Below are 21,014 nucleotides of genomic sequence, written 5' to 3' on the forward strand. Positions count from 1 at the left end.
CCCGTGCTCCGCCGTGTCGCCGTCCGGTCGCCGAGGACCGCGGAAGCGGTCGGGGCCGAAGACGGCGCCGCCACCCGCGCCCCGGCGCCGGCCCGCGACCCGTGGCCGGGCGGCACGGACCTCCGCCCGACGGGACCGGCGGGCGGGCCGCAAGCGGGCGGGGGTGCCCGAGGCGCACCCGAGTTGCAGACGTTCCGCTGCTGAGCAACGGCAGTACCGACAAGGCCTGCGCCGCGCGGCCTGAGTACTGCCCGCCGAAACGCGGTGTCCAGCAGGCCTTCGTGTGTCCGGAGTTCCGATGACGCAGGAGGCAGGCGAATGTCCGATAAGCGCATAGACGTGGTCGGGCCGGAAGAGCTCGGCGCGGACGACCGGAAGATCTGGCGGGAGATCAGGGCCGCCTCCACAGCCCCGGCGAATCCGTTCCTGGACCCGGCGTTCACCGCGGCGGTCGGGCTGGTCAGACCGCGGGCCGCGGTCGCGGTGCTGCGGGAGGACGGGTCACCGGTCGGGTACTTTCCGCACGAGCGGGGCTTCGCCGGTCGCGGGCGGGCCATCGGGCTCGGAGTCTCGGACAGTCAGGGCGCCGTCCTGCGCGACGGCATCCGTCTCGACGCCCGGGCGCTGCTGCGGGCCTGTGCCCTCTCGTCCTGGGAGTTCGACAATCTCGAGGCCGGACAGGACCTGTTCCTGCCCCACGCGACCGAGGAACTGGCTTCCCCCGTCGTCGACCTCGGTGACGGATTCGAGCGGTACGCCGAGAGCCTGCGCCGGAACTCACCTGGATTCCTCAAGCAGACCCTCGCCAAGGAGCGGAAACTCGCCCGTCAGGTCGGCGAGGTGCGCTTCGTGTACGACGACCCGGACCCCGGGGCGTTACGGGCGCTCATGCGGTGGAAGTCCGCCCAGTACCGGCGAACGGGCCGACGGGACCGGTTCGCGCAGGCGTGGATCACCCGGCTGGTGGAACTGCTCGCCCGGAGCGACGATCCCGAGTGCCGAGGGGTGCTGTCCGTGCTCTACGCCGCCGGCCGGCCCGTGGCCGCGCACTTCGGGCTGCGTTCGCCCACGGTCCTGTCCTGGTGGTTCCCGGCGTACGACCGCGCCTACGGCAAGTACTCCCCCGGGCTTCTGCTGTTGTCGCGGATGCTGGAGGCGGCTGCCGCCGACGGGATCGAGCTGGTCGACCTGGGCAGCGGGCCGGCGCGCTACAAGGAGTCGTTCAAGACGCGTGACCTGAGAGTGCACGCCGGCGCCGTGGTACGTCCGGGGCCGGGCGGTGCCCCCTACCGGCTGGGCCGGGAGCCGGTGCGGGCCGCCCGCCGGTTCGTGCACGACCGGCCGGTGCTGGCCCGCACCGCGTCCCGGACGCTGGAGGGGCTGGGGCGGCTGCGGGAGCGTTGACAGCGCGTCGGCCGGCGCACGCCGGGGCGTCCCGCCACGGCTGCTCAGCGGCCGTGGCGGGACCGGTGCCGTCCGTCTCCCGCTCAGCCGACGGGCGGCATGTCGGTGGGCGTCGAGTCGAGTCCGGGCCTGCGCTCACGCCAGGCGCCCCGGGTGAAGTCGGGGATCTCCACGGGGCGGCCGCCCCTGGCCAGCGACGTGACGCTCAGAGGGACGGGCGCGCACCAGGCGGCCGAGTCGTAGACGTCGATGTCCGGCACCAGCCCCGCCCGCATCAGCTGGACGGTGCGCCACTGCAGGACGTAGTCCATGCCGCCGTGGCCGCCGTTGTTGGCGGCGTCGTCGCCGACCTTCTGCCACAGCCAGTGGTCGTACTCCTTGCGGTAGCCCTCGAAGTCGCGCCAGGAGTGGCCGCTGTGGTCCGGCTCGACGTAGATCCGGGCACCGGTCGGGGAGGGTCCCGCGTAGTCCTCGACGATGCCGCGGCTGCCGGCGAGGGTGTTGATCCGGCTGTACGGCCGGGGCGAACTCACGTCGTGCTCCGCCCGGATCGTCCTGCCCTTCTCCGTTTCGATCATGCAGGTGACCAGGTCACCGTTGATGTAGGTCTCTTTCCAGGAGGGGTGGTCCCTCGGCACGAAGCGCGCGCGGTAGTCGGCCAGCCCCTTGGGGGCGGTCGCGGTGGCGCGCAGCGTGGCCATGCGGTCGCCGCGGTTGATGTCCATGGCCGCCGCGATCGGGGCCAGCCCGTGCATGGGGTAGAAGGAGGCGGTGCTGCGGGTGTGCCACAGGCGCCGCCAGGAGTCGGTGTAGTAGGTGTCGGAGAAGAGGAGTTCGCGCAGGTCGTGCAGGTAGCCGCCGTGGCCGTTGGTGATGTCCCCGAACAGGCCGTCGTGCGCTCCCTTGAGCATGGCCAGCTCGTTGCGGCCGTAGCTGCAGTTCTCGGACAGGAGCAGGTGCCTGCGGGTGCGCTCGGAGGTGTCGACGAGGTCCCACAGCTGACGCAGTTCGGTCGCGATGGGGAGCTCTACCAGGGCGTGCTTGCCGCTGAGCAGCGCCGCCCTGCCGTGTTCGTAGTGGAACTCCCACGGTGTGGCGATGTACACCAGGTCGATGTCGTCCCGCCGGAGCATCCGGGCGTAGGAGTCGGCGGAGCCGCCGTACTCGGCGGGGCGTGGCTTGCCCTTGCTCTCCAGGCGGTCCGCGGCGCGTTTCGCACGGTCGGCGCGGATGTCGCAGACGGCGGTCACGGTGCAGCCGGGGACGGCCGCCCAGCCGGTGATCATGCCGCCACCCCGGTTGCCGAGGCCGATGACGCCGACGCGGACGGTTCTGCGGGCGTCGAAGGGCACCCCGATCATCGACTTCTGGCCGGGCCTGCGACGGGGCGCCGGTGCGGCCGCCGCCGACGCGGACGGGGCCGCCCCGGTCATCCCGGCCGCGACCGCACCGGTGGCGACGGCCGAGCCCAGAAGCAGTCGGCGTGAGACAGCGGGCGTTTCGGACATGACGGCAACACTCCTCGTGGGCGGTCGGCATCACGGGCGGGGCACGGTCGGACGTTGTCGAGCACGGTGAAGCACGGTGAAGCGCGATGGAGCTCGGTCGGGCCCGGTCGGGCTCGGTCCGGCCGCAGAGCGCTTTCGGGGCAAGACTCTGCGGGCTCAGCCGTTGCATGTCAATACGTGCTCGATACATAGCCGTTCCGAGCATCTCCGCGCACCGAAAGGGCGTCACATTCCGTCCTGCACCACTCCGCGCGTCGAGAGCGTGACGGGGTCTCCGTTCGTGAAGTCACCCGGCGGGATGCCCGGGTGATGCCCTTCGCGCGAAGGCGGCGCCTGGTCCCGCGGGCCCAGGGTGAGCCGGGAGACGATGCGGTAGCGGTCGCCGCGGTAGAGGGAGTGCACGTACTCGACCGGACGGCCGCGCGTGTCGGTGGTCAGGCGCTCGAAGAGCAGCGCCGGGGACAGCTCCGGTACGTCGAGCAGATCGGCCTCCGCGCGCGTCACCACGGTGGGTTCGATCGACTGCACGGCCTCGCTGACCCGGACGGCGTGCCGCTCGTTCAGGTGCTCGTACAGGTCGCCCTGCTCCAGTTCGTCACTGGTCAGGTCCGAGACGAGGTCGGCCGGGACGTGCAGGTACTCGATGGCCATGGGCGAGCCGTCGACCAGCCGCAACCGGGCCACGTAGTGGATCTGCGCCGCCGGCGACATGCGCAGCTTGCGGCCCACCCGGGCACCGGCGGGCAGGGTACGGACCTCCAGCAGCCTGCTGGTCCAGGCGCCCGCGGCCGGCGGCAGGCTGAAGGCCCGCCGGTCGGACACCAGTTCCTGGGTGATCTTCTCGGCGGCGACGAACATGCCCCGGCCGTGCTCGCGCACCAGCAGCCCGGCGACCACCAGCTCATCGACCGCGGCGCGCAACGTCGGCCGGGACACCGCGAGTTCGGCACACAGGGTGCGCTCGGAGGGAATCGCGTCTCCCGGGCGCCGTTCCTCGATGAGTTCCAGGATCGCGTCGCGGACACGCTCACGCTTGAGCACCGCACCGGAGGCGGCGGCGTCGATCTCCATGCAGTACTCCCGTAACTGGTCTGCTGGTCAGCCGAGTTTACCTGTCCACATCGGTAGCGAACCAGCCACACATCGCATCGCTCGGCCGAAATACCCCTCCTACGCGAGGGGTTGACGGCCTCATTGGTCCATGCCACCTTCGACCAACGCCGACTGGTAAGCCTCGCAACCCTTACTGGTCAAGTGTGGGCGCTTCGTCCCTTCCAGCTCTCCCAGAGGTGAACCGTGAAGTACCGCCCGCTCGCCCTGTTCTCCACGCTGGTGCTCAGCGCCGGGCTCGCCGCCTGCTCCTCGTCCGGCGACGCGTCGGACGGCGCCGGCGGCGGCAGGACCGCCCTCGACGTGTGGCTCATGCGCGACAGCGTCTCGGCCGACTTCCAGAAGCAGTTCGAGACGGGCTTCGAGAAGTCACATCCCGACATCGACCTGAAGATCCAGATCCAGGAGTGGGAGGGCATCGGCGAGAAGGTCACCGCGGCGCTGGCCAGCAACGACGCTCCGGACGTCATCGAGGTCGGCAACACCCAGGTCGCCCAGTACGCCCAGAGCGGCGGCCTCACCGACCTCTCGGACCGGGTGGACGAACTCGGCGGGAGCGACTGGCTCAAGGGTCTCGCCGAGCCCGGGGCGTACGACGGCAAGCAGTACGGCATCCCGTACTACACCGCCAACCGGGTCGTGATCCACCGCACCGACCTGTTCGAGAAGGCCGGTGTGGACGCCGCCGGGATCAAGACCCGGGACCAGTGGATCGCCGCCACCGCGAAGCTCGACAAGGGCGGCACGCAGGGCATCTATCTGCCCGGACAGAACTGGTACGTCCTGTCCGGCTTCGTCTGGGACGAGGGCGGCGACCTCGCCGTCGAGTCCGGCGGCGAGTGGAAGGGCGGCCTCGACAGTCCCGAGGCGCTGCGGGCCATGGACTTCTACCGGCGCCTCCAGGCCCTCGGCAAGGGCCCCAAGGACTCCGACGAGGCCCAGCCGCCGCAGGCGGAGGTCATGGCCAAGGGGCAGGTCGCCCAGATCATCGCCGTCCCCGGCGGTGCCAAGGTCATCGAGGAGAAGAACCCCGAACTCAAGGGGAAACTGGGCTTCTTCCCGATCCCCGGCAAGACCGCCGAGGAACCGGGAGCCGTCTTCACCGGCGGCTCCGACCTGGTCGTCCCGGCCGTCGCCGCACACCAGGAGGAGGCGCTCACCTTCATCCGGGAACTGACCGGAGACGCCTGGCAGAAGAAGCTCGCGGTCGCGATGAGCTACGTACCGAACAAGACCACCCTCGCGGGCGCCGTCTCCGCCGACCCCGGCACCGCTGCCATGGCCGCCGGCGCCGTGAACGGACACGCCACCCCCAACACCCCGCAGTGGGCGGCGGTCGAGGCGAAGAACCCGATCAAGGAGTACATGACGGCCGTACTCACCGGCCGTGACGCCGAGTCCGAGGCCGCCAAGGCGTCCCGGACGATCACCGACACGCTCAACAGCGACTCCTGACAGCAGCCGACCCCGACACCCCGAGGACCAGGAGGCGCCGTGTCGACCGTCCGTGAGCGGAGTGGTCCGCGCAAGGTCAGCCGCCCGCCGCGCGCCGCCCCCGCACGCCCGGGCGGGCGTGGCGGGGCCCGCCCGGGCTCCCTCTGGCCGTACCTGCTGATCGCGCCCGCCGTGCTGGGCATGCTCTACCTGCTGGTCTATCCGCTGGCCCGCGCCGTACTCATCTCCTTCCAGGACTTCCGGCTGCGCCAACTGATCCTCGGTGACGCCGACTTCGTCGGACTGCGCAACTACCGCACCCTGCTGGGCGACCCGCAGTTCTGGGAGGTGGTGCGCCGGACCTTCGTGTTCATGGCCGTCAACGTGGTCGCGATCATGGTGCTGTCCACGCTGGTCGCGCTGATGGCCGAACGGCTCGGCAGGGCGGCCAGGACCGTGGTCCTCAGTTCCCTGGTGCTGGTGTGGGCCGTACCCGTGGTGGCGGCCACCACCGTCTTCCAGTGGCTGTTCCACTCCGAGTTCGGCATCGTCAACGAGACCCTGACCGGTCTCGGCCTCTCCTCGTTCGAGGGTTACACCTGGTTCGCGCACGGCGGTACCGCGTTCGCCATCGTCGTGGTCCTGATCGTCTGGCAGTCCGTGCCGTTCGCCGCGATCACGCTCTACTCGGCCCTGGTCACGGTGCCGGCCGAGCTGTACGAGTCGGCGCGGATGGACGGCGCGGGCGGCGCGCGCGTCTTCCGCTCGGTGACGTTCCCGCTGATCCGGCCGATCTTCATGCTGGTCCTGTCCCTCGAAGTGATCTGGACGTTCAAGGCGTTCGTGCAGATCTGGGTGATGACCCGCGGCGGGCCGGGCGAGGCCACCACCATCCTGCCGGTGTACGCCGTGCAGACCGCGCTCGCCGGCCAGCGCTACGACCTGGGCTCCGCCGCCTCGATGCTCACGGTCCTGCTGATGAGCGGCGTCCTCGTCCTGTACTTCCGTCAACTGTTCCGTCAGGAGGGTGAGCAGCTGTGAGCACCTCGCGCTCCTCGGCCCGGCGCGCGCTGCGCCGCCTCCCGCTCCACGCCGCCGCCGCGCTCACCGTGGTGATCTGCCTGTTCCCCGTGTACTGGATGGTCACGACCGCCTTCAAACCGTCCACGGACATCCAGTCGTACGATCCCCGGCTGATCCCCCGCGCCTGGACGTTCGACCACTTCCAGCGGGCGGTCGGCGCCGACGGCTTCGCCCTGTTCTGGCGCAACAGCATCCTGGTCACCCTCAGCGCCGTACTGCTGGCCCTGGTCGTCGCGCTCGGTGCCGCGTACGCCGTGGCGCGGCTGCGCTGGCGCGGGCGCCGGCAGTTCGTGCTCGCGGTGTTCATCGCGCAGATGGCGCCCTGGGAGTCACTGATCATCCCGATCTACATCATCTCCCGCGACACCGGCATGCTCGACCGGCTCCCGACACTCACGCTGATCTACTTCATGATCACGTTGCCGTTCACGGTGATCGTGCTGCGCGGCTTCATCGCCGGCATCCCGCCCGAACTGGAGGAGGCCGCGCAGGTCGACGGCTGCACCCGGGCCGGTGCCTTCCGCAAGGTCGCGTTCCCGCTGCTGGCACCCGGACTCATGGCCACCTCGCTGTTCGGCTTCATCACCGCGTGGAACGAGTTCACCTACGCCAACTTCCTCATCATCAAGCAGCAGGACAGCCGCACGCTGCCGGTGTGGCTCTCCTCGTTCCAGTCGACCTTCGGCACCGACTGGGGGGCCACGATGGCCGCCTCCACCCTCTTCGCCCTGCCCGCGCTGGCCATCTTCCTGGCCCTGCAGCGCCATGTGACGGCCGGGCTGGCCTCGGGCGGCGTCAAGGGCTGACCGCGTACGCCGTCCCCCGCCCACCTCCCCGCCCGTCGTGCACCGCCGACCACCGGAGCCGTCCCGTGGAACTGCCACGCCCCGAACTGGCGCTCGTGCCCCGTCCCCGCCGCATCTCCACCCGCTCCGGCCGTTTCCGGCTCGACGCCACGACCCGGCTGCGGGTCACCCCGGGAGCCGAGGCGGCCGCGAACCTGCTTCGCACCCTCCTCGCCCCGGCCACCGGACTGCGGCTGGAGGCCGCCGCCGACGGTGCCTTCGTCCTCGCGCTCGACCCCGCCCTCACCGGCCTCGGCGACGAGGGCTACGGCCTGACCGTGAGTCCCAAGGGAGCCCTGCTGCGCGCCGCCCACCCGGCCGGGCTCCTGCGCGGAGTGCAGACGGTACGGCAACTCCTGCCCTACGACGCCCTGTCCGAGCGGCCGGTGCGCGGCGTCGCCTGGGACCTGCCCGCCGTGGAGATCACCGACGTACCCCGCCACGCCTGGCGCGGCTCCATGCTCGACGTGGCCCGGCACTTCCAGCCGGTGCCCTACCTGCGGCGCTACGTCGACCTGATGGCCCTGCACAAGCTGAACGTCTTCCACCTCCATCTCACCGACGACCAGGGCTGGCGGATGCCGGTGGCCGCCTACCCGAGGCTCACCGAGGTCGGTGGCCGGCGGACCGAGTCGATGGCCGGCCCCGCCGGCAGCGACCGCTTCGACGGCGTACCGCACGGCGGCGCGTACACCCGCGCCGAACTGCGGGAGCTGGTCGCGTACGCGGCCGAGCGCGGGGTGACCGTGCTCCCGGAGACCGGCGTGCCGGGACATGTCCGCGCCGCCCTGGCCGCCCACCCCGAGCTGGGCACCGACCCCGCGCGCCGCCTGGACGTGTGGACGCACTGGGGCGTGTGCGAGAACGTCCTCGGCACCGACGACCACGTCCTGGACTTCTTCCGCACCGTCCTGGACGAGGTGATGGACGTCTTCCCCTCGCCGTACGTCCACATCGGCGGCGACGAGTGCCCCACCACCGAGTGGGAGCGGAGTCCGGCGGCGCGGGCCCGCGCCGCCCGCGAAGGACTGCCGGGCCCCCGCGCGCTGCACCCGTGGTTCATCGCCCGTATGGCCGGGCACCTCGTGCGGGCGGGCCGCCGGCCGGTCGTCTGGGCCGAGAACGACGTCCCCCTCCCCCTGGAGTGCACGGTGATGAGCTGGCGCGACCCCGGACACGCCCGCGCGGCGGCGGAGCGCGGGCACGACGTCGTCCACGCCGACCACCGCACCACCTACTTCGACTACGCGCGCGGTCACGGCACCGAGGAACCCCCCGGCCAGCCCGGCACCGTCGTCGACCTGCGCACGGTGTACGACGTGGATCTCGCGCCGCCGACGCCGGATCCGCGGGTCGCCTCCCGGGTGCTGGGCGCCCAGGGCCAGTTGTGGACCGAGTTCGTCCAGACGCCCGAGCACATCGAGTACCTCACCTATCCCCGACTGTGCGCGCTCGCCGAGCGGGTCTGGGACGGCACGTCGGGCTGGCGGGACTTCACCGCCCGGCTGACCGGGCACCGTGCCCGCCTGGACGCGCTGAACGTCCCGCACGCCGCCCCGCCGCCCACCGTGTCCCTACCGCCGCGGGTGGGCGGCGTCCGCTGAGCGCCGCTGCCGGCCGGTCAACCGTCCTGTCCCCCACGCCACGCGTCACCACCGAGGTTTCCGCACCGGCGGAAGCCGTGCCGAAAGGATCCCGGATGAGAACCCGACCCCCCGTCAGCCGCGCCCGCCTGGCGCTCGCCCTGGCGGCTCTCCTGGGCGGCGGCGCCCTGACCGCCCTCCCCGCACAGGCCGCGCCGGAGGCAGGCGGCCTCAGCGTCCAGTACCGCACCAGCGCGAGCGGAGCCACCGCCGACCAGACGGAACCCTGGCTCAAGGTGCGCAACACCGGCACCTCCGCCGTGCAGCTCAGCCAGGTCAAGGTCCGCTACTACTTCAAGGCGGACTCGCCGAACGCCTCCTACCGCTTCGCCTGCTCCTGGGCGGTGCGGGGCTGTTCCGCCGTCACCGGCACGTTCGGCACGCTGGGCAACCCCACCGCGACGGCCGACCGCTATCTGGAGATCGGCTTCACCCCGGCGGCCGGCAGTCTGGCACCCGGCGCGGACACCGGGGACATGCAGCTGCGCTTCCACCAGACCAGTTGGCAGACGGTGCGGCAGAGCGACGACTACTCGTTCAACGGTGCCCAGACCTCGTACGCCGACTGGGACAAGGTCACCGCCCAGCTCGCCGGCGCCACCGTGTGGGGCGCGGCTCCCGAGGGCAACGACCCCACGGATCCGACCGATCCGCCCGACCCGACGGACCCGCCCGGCGGCGGACAGGCCCTGTTCGAGGACTTCGACTACAGCTCCCACACCGACCCGGACATCTCCGCGCACGGCTGGAGCGTGCGCGCCAACTCCGGCGGGCCCGGTGTCCCCGGCGCCACCTGGGACCCGTCCAAGGTCACCTTCGTCTCCGCCGGCGGCAACTCCGTGATGAACCTGGAGACCTCCACGGCGGGCACCGGAGCGTCCACCACGCACACCGAGGTCCTCACCAAGGACATGAAGTTCAAGAACGGCACCTACGCGGCGCGGGTGAAATTCTCCGACGCCCCGAAGTCGGGACCGGACGGGGACCACCTGGTGCAGACGTTCTTCACCATCAACGACCTCAAGGCCCCCATGGCCGACGACTACGCCGAGTACGACTTCGAGTACCTGCCGAACGGAGGGTGGGGCGAGCCGTCGAACATCCTCTACACGACCTCCTGGGAGACCTACAACCCGGACCCCTGGCAGGCCGTCAACCAGCACTCGGAGCAGCGCGTCAGCTACGCGGGCTGGCACGACCTGGTCGTCACCATCGACGACAGCGCCATCACGTACTACGTGGACGGGCAGCACTTCGGCACCCATGACGCGCGGTACCTGCCCGAGCGGCCGATGTCGATCAACTTCAACCAGTGGCTGATCGACCTGAACGGGCAGACGTCGACGACCCCGCGCGCCTACGACCAGCAGGTCGACTACGTCCTGCACGTCAAGGACCAGGTGCTCACCCCGGCCCAGGTCGCCGCGAAGGTCGCCGGATACCGCGCCGCCGGTACGGGCTTCGTGGACGAGGTTCCCGCGTCCTGACCCCTGGCGGGGACGGTCAGAACAGCCGCTCCTGGGCGGGTGAGGGCCGTCCCCGCCGGACCCGGCGGGGGGTGCTCGGCGCGGGTGCCGTGTCACCGAACAGGGGTGCCGTGCCGTACTCGTCCGGCTCGGCCGGGACGGTGGCGGGCCCGGTGCCCACGTTGAGGACCAGTGGGGCGTCCAGGTCGAAATCGCCCGGTGTCATCGCCACCCACTCACGGTCCTGCCGCTCACCCACGCACCGACACCTCTCTCGCGCCGCCCGCCGCGACCACGCGACGCTACCAGCCCCGCGGCAGCGCGGTGATCACGGCTCCTGTCCCGCTCGCTTCCATCGTTCCCGGGCGGGCGGCGACCGACGCATCGCGCGGCCCCGCGTACGGGGGAGAACGCGGGGCCGCACGAGCAAGCTATCGGAGTGGGCCGCAGCCTGCCAGACCCGGCCGCACCGGGACGGTGCGGGCGACCCCGATCCGCTTGGCGCCCGTCGCGGCTCAGCCCGGACGGTTCGCCGCCAGCAGCTCCGCGATCTGTTCGTGCAGCCGTCGCGGCACCCGGACCGCCCACCGGCCGGCTGCCTCGGCGCTCAGCTCCCGGCTCCACTGCCAGCTGTTGCGGGCGGCCGTGCGCACCTCTCCCGGCCGGGCGGCGGCGGTGGTGGCGGTGTACCGGTCGACGTCGGCGGCGGGCACGTCCTGTTCCAGTGCCCGGCTGGGAGTCAGCCAGTGCGCGGTGCTGTCCCGCAGGAGCCGGCAGAGCTGCAGCTGCTGCGGCGCGACGACGCCGTGCAGCAGCGTGTGGGCGCGGGCCACTTCACCGCGGGCCAGGACGTGGGCCAGCATCAGGGTCCAGTTGGCCAGTTCGTCGGTGAGCTGCTGCGCGGTGGCGGCGGGCTCGGGCGGACGGAACGCGGCCAGGCGCCGGGCGGCCCGGGTGAGGCGGCCGGTGCGGTCCAGCAGGACGGCGGCCTCGGGGCGGGGCAGGTGCACCATGCCCTCCCAGGTCGGCACCTCCTCGATGCCGGGACCGGCCGGCGTGATGTGGAACTCGCCGCGCATCAGGTCGTCGAAGACGACGGCGAGGATTCCGTACATGTTGGTGTACGCCAACCGCAGCGGGGCGAGCTGTTCGAGGAACGCCCGGGCGTCGAAGTCGTCGAGGTGCTCGTCCTCGACGTAGAGGTAGGCCTCGATGTCGGAGTGTGCGTCGGCCTCGCCGACCGTCCAGGAGCCGTAGAGGAGTACGCCTTCGAGACGGGGTTCGGACCGGGCGAGCCGCCGCAGCCGGGCGATGCGGTCGTCCAGGGCAGGGCAGCGGGAGTGGACGGACATGGGTGACTGTCTCCTGAGTGAGCGCGCGGGAACGCTTGATCGACGCCCGGCGTCTGCCGGGCGGATGGCTGTGGACCGTGCGGTCGGTTCAGGAGACGCCCATGGCGCGGATTCTATGCCACGACCGGTGGGGCCGCGGTCCGGGCGGCGGGGCCGCGGCCGAGCTGCCCGTCGGGCCGCCATCGCTCTGCCCGTTCGGACATCTCCCGCTGCCTCGGGGCCTCCTGACGCCCCCGGGACGGGGCGTTACCTTCGGCTTCGTGAGCATCAGGTCCCGGCGAGCGCCCCGGTGAACGACGAGCGGCTGACCGTGGCGGAGGCGGCCGTGGACGCGGACGAGCGGCAGCCGGAACACCCCGCACGCCCCGAGCGGCCGGAGCAGTCCGAGCAGCCGGAACAGCCGGGGCGACCGGAACAGGCCGGAAAGCGGAAGCGCCGCGGTCCGGGGCCCGTCACGCTGCTGCTGTTACCGGGTCTGGTGACCGTCACCGGCGTGGCCGCGTTCCTCGCGCTGACGGGCGGTCTGCCGTCCCCGTGGCCCGAGGACTCCGGCACGAACCCGGCCGCGGCGGTCGACATCGACCCCTCCTACGTCCCATGGCTGCGCAAGGCGGCCTCGGCCTGCACGATCCTCGAACCGTCCGTGCTCGCCGCGCAGATCGACCAGCTCTCCGGCTGGAGCGACGACACGGACGCGCTCTCCGGCCAGAAGGGCATCGCCGCCTTCACCGACACCGAGTGGCGGATCTGGGGCAGGGACGACGACGGCAACGGGCACTCCTCGCCCCGCGATCCGGCGGACGCCATCATGGCGCTCGGCCGGCAGGACTGCTCGCTGGCCGAGAAGGTGACCGAACTGCGCACCGAGGGCCGGGTCAACGGGGACCTCGTGGACCTGACCCTCGCCGCGTACTCGTCGGGAACGGACGCCGTGACGAAGGCGGGGCGCGTGCCTCCGACGGCCAGGACCTACCTCGCCGAGGTCGAGGCCCTGCTCCCGCGTTACGAGGCACTCGACCGGGCCGAGTCCGGCGGCGGCACGGGTGGGGCGGCCGGCGCGCTGCTGGCGGCTCCGGTGAGCCCGCTCACCATCACCTCGCCCTACGGGTCGCGGGAGCACCCGCTGACCGGGGTGACCAAGCTGCACACCGGTGTGGACTTCGCCGCGCCCCAGGGAGCACAGGTCGTCGCCGCACGGCGGGGCCGCGTGGTGTTCGCCGCGTCGACCAGCGCCTACGGCAACCGCGTAGTGATCGACCACGGGACCATCGAGGGCAAACGCCTGGAGACCACCTACAGTCACCTGTCGTCCCTGGAGGCCGTTGCGGGGCAGGCCGTGGAGGCCGGCGCCCCGATCGGACGGGTCGGCTCCACCGGCCTGTCCACCGGGCCCCACCTGCACTTCGAGGTCGTCCTCGACGGGTACTACACCGATCCGCGGCCCTGGCTCGTCGCCGGCGGCTAGGGGGTGTCGTTTGGATCAGGCCGGCTCCAGGCAACGGTGCCTTGCGACCGGCCCCGCGACCCCGGCGAGATCCGAACGACACCCCCTAGCAGCCGGGGCGCATGTCCGCATCTGTGGGTCGTACGGCCGGACGGCCATGGCGTCGCCGCCGCGCGCTGCGCAGACTGGTCACGGCTGCCGGAGACGCCGGCGGACCGATGAGCAGGCGGTTGGCGATGACGAACGACCTTTCCACGACCGGGGTGCGCGTCCCGGACACCGAACTGGCCCGGGAGGCGACCGAGCTGGTGCGGGACAGCACGAGCGAGCTGATCTACCACCACTCGCGCCGGGTGTACTTCTTCGGCGCCCTCCAGGGGCGCGACCGGAACCTCGACTTCGATCCGGAACTGCTGTACATCGGCGCCATGTTCCACGACCTGGGACTGAACGAGGCCTTCCACGGCAGTGGCCGGCGCTTCGAGGTGGACAGCGCCGACGAGGCGCGCCGCTTCCTGCGCGCGCACGACGTGCCCGAGGACGGTGTCCGGCGGGTGTGGACCGCGATCGCCCTGCACACCACCCCCGGGGTCCCGGAGTTCATGGAACCGGAGGTGGCGCTGGTGACCGCGGGCGTGGAGTACGACGTCCTCGGCATCGGCTACCACGACGTCCCCGAGGCCGACCGGGCCGCGGTCGTCGCCCTGCACCCGCGTCCCGACTTCAAGCGCCGAATCCTGGGGGCGTTCACCGACGGTGTGCGGCCCAAGCCGGACACCGCGTTCGGCAACGTCAAGGCGGACGTGCTCGCGCACTACGTGCCGGGCTTCGAGCGCGGGGACTTCGTCCGCACCGTCCTCGACTCCCCGTGGGCGGAGTAGCCACGGCCGGGTCCGCGCGGCGTGCGGTCGCGGTGACCGCATTCGACGGGGTGCAACTGCTCGACGTCACCGGTCCCGCCGAGGTCTTCACCACGGCCAACCTCTTCGGCGCCCACTACGACGTACGGGTCGTCTCCCCGTCCGGCACGGACGTGCGGACGTCCTCCGGGGTCAGGGTGGGCGTGGACGGCGGGCCTGCCGGGCTGCCCGGCCGGCTGGACACCCTGGTGGTGACCGGGAGGCGGGAGTGGCGGCAGGCCGTCGCCGAGCCGGATCTGATGGCGCTCGTGACCGGACTGGCCGGCCGCTCGCGCCGCGTCACCTCCGTGTGTTCCGGGGCGTTCCTGCTGGCGCAGGCCGGGCTGCTCGACGGCCGGCGGGCCGCGACGCACTGGCGGCTCGCCGGGCAGCTGGCCGCCGCCTACCCGCGGGTGACGGTCGAACCGGACCCGGTGTTCGTCCGGGACGGCCCGGTCACCACGTCCGCGGGCGTCACCGCGGGCATCGACCTGGCCCTGTCCCTGGTCGAGGACGACCACGGCGGGGGCCTGGCCCGTGAGGTGGCCCGCGAACTCGTCGTCTTCATGGCCCGTCCGGGCGGTCAGTCGCAGTTCAGCGCGCGCCTGACCCCGCGCGAGGCACGGCACCCGGTGGTGCGCGCCGTGATGGACGCCGTGACCGCCGACCCGTCGGCTCCGCACGGCCCGGAGTCCCTGGCCCGCGCCGCGGGGGTCAGCGCCCGGCACCTGCGGCGGCTCTTCCGCGCCGAGACGGGGATGACGACCGGGCAGTACCTGGAATCCGTACGGCTGGAGTGCGCGCAGGCCCTCCTCGAAGGGGGCAACGACCCCATCGAGGCGGTGGCGGGCCGGTCGGGCTTCGGTTCCTCGGAGACGATGCGCCGGGTCTTCCAGAGCGCTCTGGGCGTGACGCCCACGAGCTACCGGGCACGTTTCCGGTCGACCGCGGGGTGCCCGGCGCGGGGTGAGGCCTGAGCCGGCTCTCGCAGCGGGCCGGCGAACAAGACCAGCACCTCGGCGTTTGATCCGCCGTATCGCGTCGAAGGACACAATATGACCCAGTCGAAGCGCGAGACCGAGCGAAAGTACGAGCCCTCCTCCTCCGGCGCCGACGGGCTGCCGGACCTCACCGGCGTCGGTCCCGTCGCCTCGGTCACCGAGGCCGGAGCCGAGGAGCTGGACGCGGTGTACCACGACACCGTGGATCTGCGGCTGGCCGGCACGTCGGCCACCTTGCGCCGCCGGACGGGCGGCTCGGACGCCGGGTGGCATCTGAAGCTCCCGCTCACCGGGGACAGCCGGGAGGAGGTGCGGGCCGCGCTGTCGGACGACGTACCGGAGGCGCTGCGTGAACTCGTTCTGTCCCGTACGCGGGGCGCGGAGCTGCGGCCCGTCATGCGCGTCAGGTCCGCCCGCTCGGTGCGGCACCTCCGTGATGCCGAGGGCACGGTGCTCGCCGAGCTCAGCCTCGACGAGGTGCGTGCCGACTCGCTGTCGGGCGGCGGTGGCCGTGCCGAGTGGAGCGAGCTGGAGGTCGAGCTCGCCGACGGGGCCCCCGCCGGGCTGCTGGACACCGTGGAGCGCAAGTTGCGCAAGAAGGGGATTGCGCGGTCGGACAGCCCTTCCAAGCTCGCCCGGGCGTTGCGGGAGACCGGTGCCTCGGCGGAGGTGAAGCCGTCGCGCCGGGCCTCGGACAAGGTGGTGCCCGGGTCTCCGGGCGCGTACGTGGCGGCGTACGCGCGCGAACAGGTCGGCATCCTGGTGGCGCTGGATCCGGCGGTCCGCCGGGACCTGCCCGACGGGGTGCACAAGATGCGTGTGACGTGCCGGCGCCTGCGCGGCTGCCTGCGCTCGTACCGGTCGGTTCTCGACCGGCGGGTCACCGATCCCCTGCGCGCCGAGCTCAAGTGGCTGGCGGGTGAACTGGGGGTCGAGCGGGACCAGGAGGTGCTGCGCGAACGGCTGAGCGGTGCGGTCGCCGAGTTGCCCGACGACCTGGTGCTCGGCCCGGTCGCCGCACGGCTGCGGGTGTGGGACGTGTCCCGCGGCGACGAGAGCCGGACGCGCACGCGGGAGGCCCTGGCCTCGGCCCGCTATCTGCGTCTCCTGGACGCGCTGGACGGGCTGGTCCGGCGGCCGCCACTGCGCGCCAAAGCGGCGGGCAAGCCGGCCCCGGTCATGGCCAAGGCGGTCCTCAAGGAGTACGACCGCCTCGCCGGGCGCATGGACCACGCGCTGGAGCAGCCGTCCGGGCAGGCCCGGGACGCGGCGCTGCACCAGGCGCGCAAGGCGGCCAAGAAGGTCCGCTACGCGGCCGAGGTGGCGCGTCCGGCACTCGGCAAGCCCGTCGCCCGCCTCGGCAAGCGCGCCAAGGCGGTGCAGAAGCTGCTCGGCGAGCACCAGGACGCCGTGGTCGCCCAGGACACGCTGCGGGAACTGGCGGTGGCGGCCCACGGCGCGGGCGAGACGGCGTTCACGTGGGGCCTGCTCCACGGTCAGGAACGGGCGGGAGCCCGCGCACGGCAGGAGGAACTCCCGTCGGTGTGGCGGGCGGCGTCGGACCCCGCGCTCCGGACGGCCCTGAATCACTGAGCCGCACGCGCGGCCCGCGTCGGTGCGCGCCACCCGGGTCTCCCGGGTGGACGGCCGGGGTCAGTCCGCCCGGTCCGGGTGGGTCCCCGGCCCGTCGCCGTGTCCGGCCAGCGGTGTCGGCGAGAGGTCGACGGGTTCCTCACCGGCTTCGAGCAGGGTGTCGGCGGCGCCCACGATCAGCGGGTCGGGACTGCCCACGGCCTCGTCGTCCTTCGCCGGATAGTCGAAGCGGTCCAGCAGGCTGCGCATGGCCTCCAGCCGGCCCTGGCGCTTGTCGTTGTTCTTGACCACCGTCCAGGGCGCGTGGGGCGTGTCGGTGGCCCGGAACATGTCGATCTTGGCCGCGGTGTAGTCGTCCCAGCGGTCCAGTGAGGAGAGGTCCGTCGGCGAGAGTTTCCAGCGGCGGACCGGGTCGACCTGGCGGATCGCGAAACGGGTCCGCTGCTCGGCCCGGGAGACGGAGAACCAGAATTTCACCAGCAGGATGCCGTCGTCGGTGAGCAGCTGCTCGAACAGCGGCGCCTGCTGGAGGAACTGCCGGTACTGGGGCTCGGTGCAGAAGCCCATCACGCGCTCGACGCCGGCCCGGTTGTACCAGGAGCGGTCGAAGAAGACGATCTCGCCGCGGGCGGGCAGGTGGGCCACGTAGCGCTGGAAGTACCACTGTCCCGCCTCCCTCTCGGTCGGCTTGTCCAGTGCGACCACGCGGGCGCCGCGGGGGTTCAGGCGCTCGGTGAAGCGCTGGATGGTGCCGCCCTTGCCGGCCGCGTCGCGGCCCTCGCAGAGGACGACGATCCGCCGGCCGGTCTCCTTGGCCCAGCGCTGCATCTTGAGCAGCTCGATCTGCAGGACCCGCTTCTGCCGCTCGTAGTCGGACCTGCGTACCTTGCGGTCGTACGGATGGTTCTCCCGCCAGGTGTCGATGGGGCTGCCCTGCGCGTTGAGCAGGATCGGCTTCTCCGGCCTGCGCTCGTCGATCCGCAGGCCTTCGAGGAGATCGTCCTCGGGTGCGTCGGTACCGGCGCCGTCCGCCTTCGCCGTCCCCGCCTCCTCTTCCGTGCTCACGCCGCGTACGCCCGGTCCCGCAGGGAGCGCACGGCGCGCACGGGCCCGGCCGACGTCCGGGCGGCCGTGACCCGGTACGTGGTCCTGGCCGGGTCGGTCAGCGGCTCGCCCAGAGTGATCCGGCCGGCGGCGTGCAGCCTGTCGCACTCGGCGGTGGGCAGCGCCACGTAGCAGCCGCCCCTGCCCGTGGCCGAGTCCAGCGGCCGCCAGTAGCTGTATCTGCGCCCTCCACCCTCGCGCACGGTGACGAACACAGGGGTACGCGCATCGGCGACTATCCGCAGGATGTCGGCCCCGGCGGGACCGAGCGGTGCGCACGGGCGGGGCCCGCGGCGACCGGTCGCTCGGGTGTCGGCGGTCTGCGCGTGGACGACGGTAAGCGGCATCGGCTGTGGCCTTTCGGGACAGGGGACTCGAGACCGCCTACCCGCTCCGGCCGGTGTTGATCTCGCTTGCCCGCATTCTTGTGCACGGCACTGACAATGCCCCTTCCCACGCCGCCGGAACAGGGCAGGTCAGCCCTGGGGTACGCCCACGCGCCGCAAGGGGTGCGGGTTGAGACGGGCGAAGCCCTCCTGACGTTCGTAGGGGAAGTAGGGGTAGGGAGCCGTCGTGGCGCTCGCGGCGTCGAGCCTGGCCACCTGGTCCTCGGTCAGCTCCCAGCCGACGGCGCCGAGGTTCTGCCGCAGCTGCTCCTCGTTGCGGGCGCCGATGATGACCGAGGAGACGGTCGGGCGCCGCAGCAGCCAGTTGATCGCGATCTGGGGCACGGTCCGGCCCGTCTCCCGCGCGATGGCGTCCAGCGTGTCGACCACCCGGAACAGCAGCTCGTCCGCCACGGGCGGGCCGTAGTCGGCCGTGGCGTGCAGTCGGCTGTCGGCCGGGAGCGGCCGGCCGCGGCGGATCCGGCCGGTGAGGCGCCCCCACCCCAGTGGGCTCCACACGACGGCTCCGACACCCTGGTCGAGGGCCAGCGGCATGAGCTCCCACTCGTAGTCCCGGCCGACGAGGGAGTAGTAGACCTGGTGCGCCGCGTAGCGCTGGTGCCCGTGGGCGTCCGCGTCGGCCAGCGACTTCATCAGCTGCCATCCGCTGAAGTTGGAAACGCCGGTGTAGCGGAGCTTTCCGGCCCGCACGAGGTCGTCGAGCGTGGAGAGCACCTCCTGCACGGGGGTTCCGGCGTCGAAGGCGTGCAGCTGGAAGAGGTCGATGTAGTCCGTGCCCAGCCGGCGCAGGGCCTGGTCGACCGCCGTGATCAGACGCGCCCGCGAGGTCCCCGCGTCCGCCGGCCCGTCGCCCATCGGCAGCCCGGCCTTGGTGGAGATGATCACCTGGTCGCGCCGCCCCTTCACGGCGGCGCCGAGCACCTCCTCCGACGCGCCGCCGGAGTAGACGTCGGCGGTGTCGAACATGGTCACCCCCGCCTCCAGGCAGATGTCGACCAGACGGCGCGCCTCGGCCTCGTCCGTGCTGCCCCAGGCGCCGAAGAGTTCACCCCGGCCGCCGAAGGTGCCCGCGCCGAAGCTCAGCGCCGGGACCATCAGCCCGGACGCGCCCAGTCTCCTGTATTCCACAACCGCATCCCTTCGTCCGGCCGTCCGTCGCGTCGTGGTGGTGCAGGACGCGACGGACCCGCCCTCCATTAACGGGACTTGTGTTCCGTTAAGATGGCCCACAGGTTAACAGCAATCCAGTTACTAATGGAACCGGAGTACCGTTATGACTTCCGAAGGCGTGGGACCCGGCACCGTCCGTCCGGGCGGACGCACCGCCCGCGTACGGTCCGCCGTACTCCGGGCCGCCGGCGACGCCCTGGCCGAGCACGGCCTGGCCGGCCTCGATCTCGCGGACGTGGCCCGCCGCGCCGAGGTCGGGAAGACCACGGTCTACCGGCGCTGGGGGACCCCCGCCAACCTGGTCGCCGACCTGCTCACGGACATGGCCGAGCAGTCGCTCCCGCGCACCGAGACCGGCACGCTCCTCGGCGACCTGCGCGCGAACGCCCGGCTCGTGCGGCGCACGTTGGCGGATCCGCGCCAGGGCGCGCTCTTCAGGGCGATGATCGCCGCCGCGACCTGCGACGAGCAGGCGGCCGCCGCCCTCCACCGGTTCTACGACGTCCGCGTCACGGAGTGGGAGCCCTGCGCACGCCAGGCCGTCGAACGCGGCGAGCTGCCCGAGGGCACCGACACGCGCGAGGTGATCCGCGCCGTCTCCGCCCCCCTCTACTACCGCCTGCTGACCACCGACGAGCCACTGGACGAGGCCACGGCGGACCGCGCCGCGGAAGCCGCGGCCGCGGCGGCGCGAGCGGGAGCCTTCCGGTCCCCGTGACCGGCGGGCACCCGGAATCCGCCATTGCCACCGGGACCTCCGACCGGTGGTCCGGCATCGGCGCGTCCGAGGCCCGCCCGGGCGACCCCTCGCACTGTCGTGCACGAACGCCGACCAGCACCGGTTGTGACGGCTCCGTCACATCCTCTTCACCGAACGCACACTTCCGGCCGAGTCCCGTTCCCCGTGTTCCCGACGGTGCAGACGGTGCGCCGGGGCCGTGCCTAATCTCCCGGACCATGCGATCCACACGAACGAGACGCTTCGGTCTCGCCACGATCATCGCCCTCGCCCTCGCCGTGTTCGGCCTGGCGCCCTCCGCGAGCGCCGCCGACCCCGCCCCGGCCGAGCTGACGTTCGCCATCGACGCGGCGACCACTCAGCCGGGCGGCACGGTGAACCTGTCGATGACGATCAAGAACAACAAGACGTACGACATCTGGTTCGTCTACCAGACGATCGACCCGACCTGGCTGACCACCCAGCGGCCCGATCTCAAGTACAGCTTCACCGGATGCAGTCTGGCGTCGGAGGCCGGCGCCGTCCCGTGCACCGGGACCGGACCGGCCAACCTCGGCACCAACTACGGCGCCACCATCCCGCCCGGCCAGAGCCGCACCGTCACCCTGACCCTCCAGGTCGCCGCCGACTCCGGCTGCAACGGCAACATCGGCTTCTACTCGTACTACTACGCGGAGTTCAGCGACAGCGCGAGCGTCAACGGAGGCCCGGTCCACACGCCGGAGACCCGCGTCCTGTGCGCCGCCTGACCGCACGTCCCCGCGCGCACTGAGCGCCGTCGGCGGCCGGCCCGCGACGGACCGGCCGCCGTC

19 protein-coding genes are annotated in these 21,014 nt (G+C 72.3%); 12 read left to right on the forward strand and 7 right to left on the reverse strand.

The window, feature by feature from the left end; genetic code table 11:
* Positions 1–318 precede the first annotated feature (318 nt).
* Positions 319–1,404: a GNAT family N-acetyltransferase gene (locus RI578_RS01990; protein ID WP_310869381.1), complete on the forward strand. Its 1,086-nt coding sequence runs from the start codon at positions 319–321 to the stop codon at positions 1,402–1,404.
* A gap of 83 nt (positions 1,405–1,487) precedes the next feature.
* Here the strand turns inward: RI578_RS01990 and RI578_RS01995 are convergent, their stop codons facing one another.
* Both RI578_RS01995 and RI578_RS02000 read right to left on the reverse strand, forming a co-directional pair.
* The gene (locus RI578_RS01995; protein ID WP_310869382.1) at positions 1,488–2,912 is read right to left on the reverse strand and encodes a Gfo/Idh/MocA family oxidoreductase; all 1,425 of its coding nucleotides are present in this window, start codon (positions 2,910–2,912) and stop codon (positions 1,488–1,490) included.
* Positions 2,913–3,137: 225 nt separating this feature from the next.
* Entirely contained in the window at positions 3,138–3,983 is an 846-nt protein-coding gene (locus RI578_RS02000; protein WP_310869383.1) for a GntR family transcriptional regulator, read from the reverse strand.
* A 225-nt stretch (positions 3,984–4,208) separates the two neighbouring features.
* On the opposite strand from RI578_RS02000, the gene RI578_RS02005 reads away from it, so the two are divergent.
* The 5 genes from RI578_RS02005 to RI578_RS02025 all read left to right on the forward strand — a co-directional run bounded on the left by RI578_RS02005 (position 4,209) and on the right by RI578_RS02025 (position 10,514).
* Positions 4,209–5,477 carry an extracellular solute-binding protein gene (locus RI578_RS02005; protein ID WP_310869384.1) on the forward strand — a complete coding sequence of 423 codons (1,269 nt, stop codon included), beginning with the start codon at positions 4,209–4,211 and terminating at the stop codon, positions 5,475–5,477.
* Positions 5,478–5,516: 39 nt separating this feature from the next.
* The gene (locus RI578_RS02010; protein WP_310869385.1) at positions 5,517–6,497 is read left to right on the forward strand and encodes a sugar ABC transporter permease; all 981 of its coding nucleotides are present in this window, start codon (positions 5,517–5,519) and stop codon (positions 6,495–6,497) included.
* Positions 6,494–7,345, forward strand: a complete 852-nt coding sequence (locus RI578_RS02015) for a carbohydrate ABC transporter permease (RefSeq protein ID WP_310869386.1) — start codon at positions 6,494–6,496, stop codon at positions 7,343–7,345. The genes RI578_RS02010 and RI578_RS02015 overlap by 4 nt, the downstream gene beginning before the upstream one ends.
* 65 nt (positions 7,346–7,410) lie before the next feature.
* On the forward strand, positions 7,411–8,988 hold the full coding sequence (locus RI578_RS02020; RefSeq protein WP_310869387.1) for a beta-N-acetylhexosaminidase: 1,578 nt from the start codon (positions 7,411–7,413) through the stop codon (positions 8,986–8,988).
* Between the two features lie 95 nt (positions 8,989–9,083).
* Positions 9,084–10,514, forward strand: coding sequence for a cellulose binding domain-containing protein (locus tag RI578_RS02025; protein WP_310869388.1), 1,431 nt, complete (start codon positions 9,084–9,086; stop codon positions 10,512–10,514).
* A gap of 16 nt (positions 10,515–10,530) precedes the next feature.
* Here the strand turns inward: RI578_RS02025 and RI578_RS02030 are convergent, their stop codons facing one another.
* Together RI578_RS02030 and RI578_RS02035 are read right to left on the reverse strand one after the other, a co-directional pair.
* Positions 10,531–10,752: a hypothetical protein gene (locus tag RI578_RS02030; RefSeq protein WP_310869389.1), complete on the reverse strand. Its 222-nt coding sequence runs from the start codon at positions 10,750–10,752 to the stop codon at positions 10,531–10,533.
* Between the two features lie 256 nt (positions 10,753–11,008).
* Positions 11,009–11,845, reverse strand: coding sequence for a nucleotidyltransferase domain-containing protein (locus RI578_RS02035; RefSeq protein WP_310869390.1), 837 nt, complete (start codon positions 11,843–11,845; stop codon positions 11,009–11,011).
* 289 nt (positions 11,846–12,134) lie between these two features.
* Between RI578_RS02035 and RI578_RS02040 the strand changes: the two genes are divergently transcribed.
* From RI578_RS02040 to RI578_RS02055, 4 genes are all read left to right on the forward strand, one after another.
* On the forward strand, positions 12,135–13,310 hold the full coding sequence (locus RI578_RS02040) for a M23 family metallopeptidase (RefSeq protein ID WP_310869391.1): 1,176 nt from the start codon (positions 12,135–12,137) through the stop codon (positions 13,308–13,310).
* 215 nt (positions 13,311–13,525) lie between these two features.
* On the forward strand, positions 13,526–14,170 hold the full coding sequence (locus RI578_RS02045; protein ID WP_310869392.1) for an HD domain-containing protein: 645 nt from the start codon (positions 13,526–13,528) through the stop codon (positions 14,168–14,170).
* Between the two features lie 32 nt (positions 14,171–14,202).
* On the forward strand, positions 14,203–15,165 hold the full coding sequence (locus RI578_RS02050) for a GlxA family transcriptional regulator (protein WP_310869393.1): 963 nt from the start codon (positions 14,203–14,205) through the stop codon (positions 15,163–15,165).
* A 78-nt stretch (positions 15,166–15,243) separates the two neighbouring features.
* The gene (locus RI578_RS02055; protein WP_310869394.1) at positions 15,244–16,782 is read left to right on the forward strand and encodes a CYTH and CHAD domain-containing protein; all 1,539 of its coding nucleotides are present in this window, start codon (positions 15,244–15,246) and stop codon (positions 16,780–16,782) included.
* 60 nt (positions 16,783–16,842) lie between these two features.
* Here RI578_RS02055 and ppk2 read toward each other — a convergent pair whose 3' ends face one another.
* The 3 genes from ppk2 to RI578_RS02070 form a co-directional block, all read right to left on the reverse strand.
* Complete coding sequence (gene ppk2, locus RI578_RS02060; protein WP_399059286.1) at positions 16,843–17,847, reverse strand: polyphosphate kinase 2; 1,005 nt, start codon at positions 17,845–17,847, stop codon at positions 16,843–16,845.
* Complete coding sequence (locus tag RI578_RS02065) at positions 17,844–18,233, reverse strand: hypothetical protein (protein ID WP_310869395.1); 390 nt, start codon at positions 18,231–18,233, stop codon at positions 17,844–17,846. Before RI578_RS02065 ends, ppk2 begins: the two co-directional genes overlap by 4 nt.
* Positions 18,234–18,362: 129 nt before the next feature.
* Positions 18,363–19,421: an aldo/keto reductase gene (locus tag RI578_RS02070; protein ID WP_310869396.1), complete on the reverse strand. Its 1,059-nt coding sequence runs from the start codon at positions 19,419–19,421 to the stop codon at positions 18,363–18,365.
* 145 nt (positions 19,422–19,566) lie between these two features.
* Here RI578_RS02070 and RI578_RS02075 point away from each other — a divergent pair, with 145 nt between their 5' ends.
* Together RI578_RS02075 and RI578_RS02080 are read left to right on the forward strand one after the other, a co-directional pair.
* Positions 19,567–20,181, forward strand: a complete 615-nt coding sequence (locus RI578_RS02075; protein WP_310869397.1) for a TetR/AcrR family transcriptional regulator — start codon at positions 19,567–19,569, stop codon at positions 20,179–20,181.
* A gap of 239 nt (positions 20,182–20,420) precedes the next feature.
* Complete coding sequence (locus tag RI578_RS02080; protein WP_310869398.1) at positions 20,421–20,951, forward strand: hypothetical protein; 531 nt, start codon at positions 20,421–20,423, stop codon at positions 20,949–20,951.
* Positions 20,952–21,014 lie beyond the last annotated feature (63 nt).

The organism is Streptomyces sp. BB1-1-1 (assembly GCF_031597775.1).
GTDB lineage: Bacteria > Actinomycetota > Actinomycetes > Streptomycetales > Streptomycetaceae > Streptomyces > Streptomyces thinghirensis.

What these genes read in the sequence shown, in the direction of transcription:
- RI578_RS01990 (WP_310869381.1), top strand. Translation starts at nt 319, where the DNA reads ATGTCCGATAAGCGCATAGACGTGGTCGGGCCGGAAGAGCTCGGCGCG.
- RI578_RS01995 (WP_310869382.1), bottom strand. Translation starts at nt 2,912, where the DNA reads ATGTCCGAAACGCCCGCTGTCTCACGCCGACTGCTTCTGGGCTCGGCC.
- RI578_RS02000 (WP_310869383.1), bottom strand. Translation starts at nt 3,983, where the DNA reads ATGGAGATCGACGCCGCCGCCTCCGGTGCGGTGCTCAAGCGTGAGCGT.
- RI578_RS02025 (WP_310869388.1), top strand. Translation starts at nt 9,084, where the DNA reads ATGAGAACCCGACCCCCCGTCAGCCGCGCCCGCCTGGCGCTCGCCCTG.
- RI578_RS02035 (WP_310869390.1), bottom strand. Translation starts at nt 11,845, where the DNA reads ATGTCCGTCCACTCCCGCTGCCCTGCCCTGGACGACCGCATCGCCCGG.
- RI578_RS02045 (WP_310869392.1), top strand. Translation starts at nt 13,526, where the DNA reads ATGACGAACGACCTTTCCACGACCGGGGTGCGCGTCCCGGACACCGAA.
- RI578_RS02055 (WP_310869394.1), top strand. Translation starts at nt 15,244, where the DNA reads ATGACCCAGTCGAAGCGCGAGACCGAGCGAAAGTACGAGCCCTCCTCC.
- RI578_RS02065 (WP_310869395.1), bottom strand. Translation starts at nt 18,233, where the DNA reads ATGCCGCTTACCGTCGTCCACGCGCAGACCGCCGACACCCGAGCGACC.
- RI578_RS02075 (WP_310869397.1), top strand. Translation starts at nt 19,567, where the DNA reads ATGACTTCCGAAGGCGTGGGACCCGGCACCGTCCGTCCGGGCGGACGC.
- RI578_RS02080 (WP_310869398.1), top strand. Translation starts at nt 20,421, where the DNA reads ATGCGATCCACACGAACGAGACGCTTCGGTCTCGCCACGATCATCGCC.